This is a genomic window from Oleiphilus sp. HI0123 (assembly GCF_001635315.1).
Genome location: NZ_LWGE01001162.1, coordinates 1 through 8,086 on the forward strand (window position 1 = coordinate 1; position 8,086 = coordinate 8,086).

The 8,086-nt window shown below is 44.9% G+C and carries 6 protein-coding genes; 4 read left to right on the plus strand and 2 right to left on the minus strand.

What is annotated here, in order from left to right; translation table 11 throughout:
- Nucleotides 1-295 precede the first annotated feature (295 nt).
- From A3761_RS12510 to A3761_RS12525, 4 genes are all read left to right on the plus strand, one after another.
- The gene (locus A3761_RS12510; RefSeq protein WP_068739372.1) at nucleotides 296-1,000 is read left to right on the plus strand and encodes a PEP-CTERM sorting domain-containing protein; all 705 of its coding nucleotides are present in this window, start codon (nucleotides 296-298) and stop codon (nucleotides 998-1,000) included.
- A 138-nt stretch (nucleotides 1,001-1,138) separates the two neighbouring features.
- Nucleotides 1,139-2,800, plus strand: coding sequence for an energy-dependent translational throttle protein EttA (ettA, locus tag A3761_RS12515; RefSeq protein WP_068513959.1), 1,662 nt, complete (start codon nucleotides 1,139-1,141; stop codon nucleotides 2,798-2,800).
- A 186-nt stretch (nucleotides 2,801-2,986) separates the two neighbouring features.
- A complete protein-coding gene (locus tag A3761_RS12520) occupies nucleotides 2,987-3,364 on the plus strand; it encodes a PilZ domain-containing protein (RefSeq protein ID WP_068513956.1) in 378 nt (125 codons plus the stop codon).
- A gap of 131 nt (nucleotides 3,365-3,495) precedes the next feature.
- Nucleotides 3,496-5,547, plus strand: a complete 2,052-nt coding sequence (locus A3761_RS12525; protein WP_068750295.1) for an EAL domain-containing protein — start codon at nucleotides 3,496-3,498, stop codon at nucleotides 5,545-5,547.
- Between the two features lie 24 nt (nucleotides 5,548-5,571).
- Here the strand turns inward: A3761_RS12525 and radA are convergent, their stop codons facing one another.
- Together radA and A3761_RS27685 are read right to left on the minus strand one after the other, a co-directional pair.
- Nucleotides 5,572-6,933, minus strand: coding sequence for a DNA repair protein RadA (gene radA, locus A3761_RS12530; protein ID WP_068554431.1), 1,362 nt, complete (start codon nucleotides 6,931-6,933; stop codon nucleotides 5,572-5,574).
- Nucleotides 6,934-7,082: 149 nt separating this feature from the next.
- Nucleotides 7,083-8,086, minus strand: a 1,004-nt coding sequence (locus tag A3761_RS27685) for a hypothetical protein (RefSeq protein ID WP_197473033.1), incomplete at its 5' end; no start/stop codon positions are given.

Sequence of the window (8,086 nt, forward strand, 5' to 3'; positions counted from 1 at the left end):
GGCAACTCATGAACTAGATCGTGCTTTTCTAACATAGATATATATCTCCTTAGAGGGATTGTTTTTTATCATCTTTTCATAGCTCCACTTTATATGAGCCTTAGTCCAAACGAGATGATCTAGGTCAAACAATTAGGTATCTTGAAAATCTTTCTATTGTCAGCCTAGATCAGGCCTAAACGTGAGTTTTCTATACATCAGGTAAAGACTTGTAAGCAAGTTGTGAAATCTAGTCAAATCCGCCTATGCCCATTACTAAAACCTAAGAACAGCCTATACACTGAAGTCATTGTTTATGAATAGTTCTTCCAAAAAGCACAAGCACGATGGAAAGGCTAAAACCAAACCAGGAAAGAAAATGCTAAAGAAAATCATTGCTGTCAGCAGTCTGCTGTTTGCTGCATCAACCGTCAATGCAGGCCTCATTAACCCGACCGGCAATGCCGACGGGCTAAACTTTAGCTGGTCGCAACAAGAGTCTGATCAGCTTCAAACGTTTGATGAACAACAGGGCATTGCGATAGCTCATCAACAGGTTCAAGTTGACTACTTGCTTGGGAGTAACCTGTTCGTTGGTGATACCTTAAGAGGTCAGCAAACTGGCAAAAATTCACCTTACCTAAGTGCAGGCAGTTACAGTTCTCACCTGATTCACTTTGACCCACTAGGCACCTCGAGCGGTAAAGAGACCAAGCAATTAATTGAGTTTGATAGTGACATTGTTGCGATCATCCTCAACGGTAAAAAACTCAATGCGTCGGACAATATATTTGGTGGTACGGGGGCCAATTACGAGACATCAACTTCTCGAAAGTGGGAAAGTAACGATTTTCTAACATTTACTAGCTCCCAGTCGATACTGGTTGATCGCGCAACGGTAGGTCGCTACTGGATTGATGATGCGCGCATCATTACCCAAAGCGTATCAGAACCCTCTTCTATTGCCTTGCTTGGCCTAGGTCTTCTTGGCTTAGTGGGTATTCGTCACAAGAAAATCTAAGTCTCCTCATCACAATCATTACCCTGCTTCGAACGATTTAGTCAATTAGTCTGGAGCAGGGATTGCCAAGCCTGCCTTTTTTAGCTAACGTCTAGCCCATTCAGATCGACCCCGTTTTTACTAATTAAGGCTATTTGTATGGCACAGTACGTATTCACCATGAATCGCGTGGGAAAAGTTGTCCCACCTAAAAAAGAAATCCTCAAAGATATCTCCCTTTCATTTTTTCCCGGCGCCAAAATTGGTGTATTGGGTCTTAATGGCGCGGGTAAATCAACACTGCTAAGAATTATGGCGGGCGTTGATAAAGACTATATTGGTGAAGCCCGCCCTCAGCCGGGTATCAATATTGGCTACCTCGCTCAGGAGCCTGAACTTAACGAAGAAGCAACGGTCAGAGACAACGTTGAAGAAGGCGTGAGTGAGATTAAAAATGCGTTAACTCGCCTAGATCAAGTTTATGCAGAGTACGCTGAAGAAGGTGCAGATTTCGATGCTCTAGCCGCAGAACAAGCCAAGCTAGAAGCAATCATTGAAACCGGTGATGGTCATAATCTGGAAAGAACACTGGAAGTCGCTGCTGATGCCTTAAGACTGCCACCATGGGATGCTGAAGTTAAACATTTATCAGGTGGTGAAAAGCGTCGTGTCGCTCTTTGCCGTCTATTACTTTCTAAGCCGGACATGCTGCTTCTTGATGAACCGACCAACCACCTTGATGCAGAAAGTGTCGCGTGGTTGGAACGTTTCTTACATGACTACCCTGGAACCGTCGTCGCCATCACCCACGATCGTTACTTCCTTGATAATGTTGCAGGTTGGATACTGGAGCTCGATAGAGGCCATGGCATTCCATTTGAAGGTAACTATTCTCAGTGGCTTGAAAATAAAGAGAAACGTTTAGAGCATGAGCAAAAGCAAGAAGATGCTCGCCAAAAGAGTATTAAATCTGAGCTAGAGTGGGTTCGCAGCAACCAAAAAGGGCGACATGCCAAGAGCAAGGCGCGTCTTAAGCGCTTTGAAGAGCTTAACTCTTCCGACCTACAGAAACGCAACGAGACCATGGAAATTTACATTCCACCAGGGCCACGCCTGGGTGATGTTGTTATCGAGCTCGATGGTGTCAGTAAGCAATACAAAGACAAGCTGCTATTCAAAGATTTGAGCTTTAGTGTTCCACCCGGAAGCATTGTCGGTGTAATTGGTGGTAACGGTGCAGGTAAATCTTCACTATTCAAGCTGCTAGCAGACGTAGAGCAACCCGACTCAGGCACTATTCGTTTGGGTGATACTGTTAAGCTGGCTTTCGTTGAACAAACGCGCGACCTGGACAATTCCAAGACGGTATGGGAAGAAGTCAGTGACGGTAACGATATGATCACTATCGGCAATTACCAAACACCATCTCGTGCTTATGTCAGTCGTTTCAACTTCCGTGGTAATGACCAGCAAAAGAAAGTGAATGAGCTGTCTGGTGGCGAGCGTAACCGTCTACATTTAGCCAACGTGCTTAAGCAAGGTGCGAACGTTCTACTACTCGATGAGCCAACCAACGATCTTGACGTAGAAACACTACGAGCACTGGAAGAAGCCGTCTTGGCATTCCCTGGTTGCGCAATAGTGATTTCGCACGACCGTTGGTTCCTCGATAGAATTGCAACGCATATATTGGCTTATGAAGGCGATAGTGAAGTGGTCTGGTTTGAAGGCAATTACACTGAATACGAAGAAGACTTCAAAGCTCGTAAAGGTGAACAAGCCAAGACACCTACTCGTGTCAACTATAAGAAGCTTGCCTAAGAGCCAAGGCTGCCAAACTAGCTGAAAGCCTGAAACAGCGGTTCTTTTGAGCGATTTGTTCTCAAAAGGACTGCCTAAGCTTGCAGTTACCTGATATAGCACTTATATTCTAATGAATGACTATAATAATTAATCCTCTCTGTTATCCTTCAAACTGGTTTGCAGAACAGAGTTGCCGGAGGCCAAATGAGCGAAGAGACAAAACAAGACGAGCGCCGTCATTTTAGCCGAATTCTATTTAATGCCGATTGCACCTTGCGTCAGGATGACCTTGAATGGTCTACCGAAGTCCTTGATATTTCCTTGCGCGGAATTCTGGTTCACCGGCCTGACCACTTCAGCCTGGATGTTGATACGCCTTGCGAAGCGACCATCAGACTATCAGGTAGCGAAAGCCATATTATTATGTCACTCACCTTTTCCCACGAGGAAAACAATACCTTAGGTTTTAAATGCCAGCACATTGATATCGACAGCATGACCCACCTTAAGCGTTTAGTAGAGCTTAATGTTGGTAGCGACGATATTTTAATGCGTGAACTGGAACTTCTCACAGTCATTTAAATTAAGCTCTGCTCAAGTTTCCTCTCTATTTAAGCCTCAATAACTAGGAATTTCCTAAGTTCCTACTAAACTAATTAGTCATAGTAAACGCTTGTTTTCTTTAATTGACGTATAACTGCAACAAGGCACTCATGGGATCAGGACAACAAAAGCATATTGAAAGTGATCGCATGCTCAAGGCCATCACTGACCAAAGCTCTGAAGGCATTACAGTTGCCGACACTGAGGGTAATTACGTATTTGTTAACCCTGCTTTTTGTAAGATGAGCGGCTACAGCAAAGATGAGCTGCTAGGCATGACGGTGTTTGATATAAAGGCACCCGAACAAGATCACCGCTCTTTCGAAAGAACCAAAACCACTGAAGAAGGGCTAACCGTTGAAGTTTTGCTTCAACGTAAAGACGGAAGCACTTATCACTCAGAAGTGGTCGGGAAAAATATTGATATTGACGGCAAAGCCCTGGTACTCGGGATAGTTCGCGATATCAGCCAGGAAGTAAAAACCGGACAAAAAATTCGTACCCTCTCCCAAGCCGTCGAGCAGAGCCCTGTGTCGGTCATGATCATCGCCACCAATGGGAGCATAAAGTATGTAAATCAGGCATTTGAAACGACCTCCGGCTACCCTCTTAGTGAGGTTGAAGGAAAGAAGTTTTTCAGCCTAATGCCTGACCACGCAAAAAAAGATACCTACGCAGCACTCTTCGAAGCGCTTGAAAAAGAACATAGCTGGGAAGGCGAAGTACAAATTCGTAAAAAGAATGGCGAGACCTTTTGGGAATATGGGCACATCTCTCCAGTAAAGGATGAGTATGGGAAAGTGATTCACTATCTTGCCGTCAAGGAAGATATCTCGACACGCAAAGCACAAGAAGAAAAAATATTTCACCAAGCGCATTTTGACTCGCTGACTGACCTGCCCAATCGACTTTTATCTTTGGATAGGCTCACCCACATCATTGGTGAAGCCCAACGTCAAAACAACAAAGTTGCCTTACTGTTCGTTGATCTAGACGATTTTAAAAAGGTTAATGACTCCCTTGGCCATGACATGGGTGACGAAGTATTGATGGTTGCTGCAGAGCGCCTATCAGAAGTACTTCGAACGGGCGATACAGTTGGCCGCTTGGGAGGCGATGAATTCATCTTAATTTTGGGCGGCCTAGATGACGAGAAGTCTGCGCAAAAAACTGCTGAGCGCATATTAGAACAATTCAGAAGCTCGTTTGATATTGAAGGTCGTAAACTGATGCTAACTGCCAGCATTGGCATTGCTCTTTTCCCTCATGACGGTGCTACTCCGACCGACTTGCTAAGAAATGCCGACTCAGCCATGTATCACGCCAAGTCTCTCGGGCGAAACGCCTACTCGTTCTACACTGAGGAAATGAACCAACAAGTCGCCCGAAGATTACAGCTTGAAGAACAAATCCATGGTGCCTTAGACCGAAATGAATTCTCGCTCGCCTACCAGCCTCAAGTCGATGTTCAGACTGACAAAATTATTGGAGCCGAAGCACTATTACGCTGGAATAACCAAACCTTAGGACAAGTACCTCCTGATGAGTTTATTCCGATCGCAGAGGAAACCGGGTTGATCATTCCTATTGGTCAATTTGTATTGCACCAGGCGCTATCTCAAGCATCAAAGTGGCAAAAGCAATACCAAGCAGACTTTCGCATGGCGGTTAACCTGTCGCCACGGCAGTTTCGAGATCCAGACCTGATATCTCAAGTCGAAAGAATTATTCAGGACCATCAAGTTGCCAGACATACACTTGAGTTTGAAATTACCGAGGGCGTTCTAATGAATAACCAGCAGTTCGTAAAAGATGCGCTAAGAGCCCTCAACCATCTTGATGTCCGAATATCGATGGATGACTTTGGAACCGGCTATTCCTCACTAAGCTATCTCAGGAACTATCCTTTTGACATGCTTAAAGTCGACCGTAGCTTCGTCAACGACTTAGTCGAAGACCAAGCCGACAAAGAACTAATTAATGCGGCGATTTCTATGGCTCACAGCTTAAACCTTAAGGTCGTCGCTGAAGGCGTCGAGAATCAGGAGCAATACAAGCTGCTCAAAGATCTAAACTGTGACTATGCACAAGGCTATCTGTTTGGTAGACCCATGGCGCCAGACATATTTGCCCGTCATTTAGAAAGTACGCTCGAAGACTAATCTAATAAGCTAAACCAAAGCATTTTAAAACAGAGCATTCAACAAATCAGGTAACTTCTTCACTAGCATAACTTCCATCCCTGCAATATCGTTTCTCGGTTTGTTTCCATAGGGAACAATCGCTCTTTTAAAGCCATGCTTCAGCGCTTCCTGAATTCGTTCCTGACCACTAGGGACTGGACGTATTTCTCCCGACAAACCGACCTCTCCAAAGATCACCATATCTTCAGAAAGTGACACCCCTTTCAAGCTAGAAACAATCGCTGCCAAAGTCGCTAAATCGGTACTCGTTTCCAGTGTTTTTACACCACCTACCAGATTCACAAATACATCCTGGTCGCCACAATGGATCCCACCATGTCGATGCATCACGGCCAACAACATTGATAAACGGTTCTGATCCATACCCAAGGCGACTCGCTTAGGGTAGTTGCCTTGGCTCTCATCAACCAAAGCCTGTAATTCTACTAGCAACGGGCGCGTACCTTCCCAGAGTATCGTCACGACACTACCTGGCATTATCTCTTCGCCACGGCTTAGGAATATTGCACTCGGGTTCTTCACTTCAACCAAGCCTTTTTCGAGCATAGCAAAGACACCTAACTCATTCACTGCACCAAAACGATTTTTGATTCCTCGCAAAGTGCGATAACGAGTGTCACTGGAGCCTTCGAGCATTATCGAGCAGTCAATCATATGCTCCAAAACCTTAGGCCCGGCAATCGCTCCCTCTTTGGTCACATGACCAACCAGAAATAGCACCATGCCAGTCTGTTTGGCAAGACGGGTCAACCTGGCAGCACATTCTCTTACTTGCGAAACGCTACCTGGAGCCGACTCTATCGCTTCTGTGTGCATTACCTGAATACTGTCAACAACCAGCACTTTTGGCTTATGGACTTGAACCACTTCTTCTATTGATTCGATCCGGGTTTCAGAGAACATATTCAGCGCATCAGCTTTGAGACCGAGGCGCTTTGCTCGCAGTGCAACCTGTTGTAAAGACTCTTCACCAGTAATATATAAGCCGTCCCTGCTTGAAGAAAGATGACACATCGTCTGGAGTAGCAAAGTACTTTTCCCGGCACCCGGATGACCTCCAACCAATATAGCAGAACCGGGAACTAAACCTCCCCCCAGCACCCGATCAAACTCACCTATACCGCTACTGAATCTGGGTTGATCTTCGAGGTCAATTGACCCCAAAGCCTTAATCTCGGACTTGGCGCCCGCATAACCCAACGAGGTACTGCTGCTCTTACTTTGCTTTGCTAGCTTTATTTCCTGAATAGTATTCCATTGGCCACAATCCGGACACTGGCCTTGCCATTTAGATAAATCTGACCCGCACTCAGTGCAGACGAATGCGGTTTTGCTCTTTGCCATGCTAAGCCTATTGCTATGAGATCTGATAATTATGCGTGCAAATAGATATGCTCGCTCTACAGGAGGAATATTATAGAGCTAATCGAGGAATTAAGTATATGAAGCCAGAAGGCCATCAATGATATATTGAGCAGTATGAAAGGAACTTTCTACTCTGCTGGAATAAAGTCATCTCGCTGGAAGTCACCTTCCAGAAGTTGCTCCCAGGTCGTTGTAAACGTTTCATCTGGGAAACTGGCTCCAACACGAGAATCATCACCATCATAATCAACACCGATCACCAGTGCACTAGGGTTTGGCGTCAGGGTCACTCGCTCCAAACCCTGTCCTAATACCTTAAATATGCCATCAGTTGGATATTCGCCTATCGTGCCATTCAGCTTGCTAAAAGAGTCCATTGCATCAACTTCAACTATTCCGCCAATCGAATCGGACTCCAAGACTCCTGAAAAACCAATCACATAGGTGCCTCGTGACAAATTCTCAACCTTTTCAGCATCAAAGTCAGTTAATGAAAACTCATTCAGTGAAGCATTCTGCTGTACGGACAAAGAAAAATCGCTATCGACAATGTTAAATGACTCAGTTTCGAGATCTTCTGAAATATTTGATAACTCAATCTCTCCATCTATAGTCGTGGTAATTTCGCCATCTTTAACTGCAAACTCATTGACACTTACATCTAAATGCCGACGATAGTACTGGCAGCGCTCTAGTTCCTGTTCACCTTCAAAAACATGATAAATTTCATCTCCGTCCAACGATGCTAAAGCACCAGCATCGACACCTAAACGCTCATTGATAATCAAGGTTGGCCTATTTTTGGCAACTTCATAAGATGCCCTTAGGGTAGATATTCGCTCACCCGTATCGCTATCGTAGCTGTGCTCATAAACTCGGACTATCGTGTCATCACCAAAGGGGAAAAATCTTACTTCATGGCCTGCTACATATAATGTGTCGTAATCAGGGCCTTCGTTTAGGATATTAAGCCTATCAACACAGTAATCAGTTGAAACCGGCATGAAGGTGTCATTTACCCCACCCATATCACTATATTCCATCGATAAAGCACCAGACACTTCTTGCCCTGTACTCAACTGGCAATTATCAAAGACCAGATCTACTGTATCACCTTCGCTATAAGCCTGAC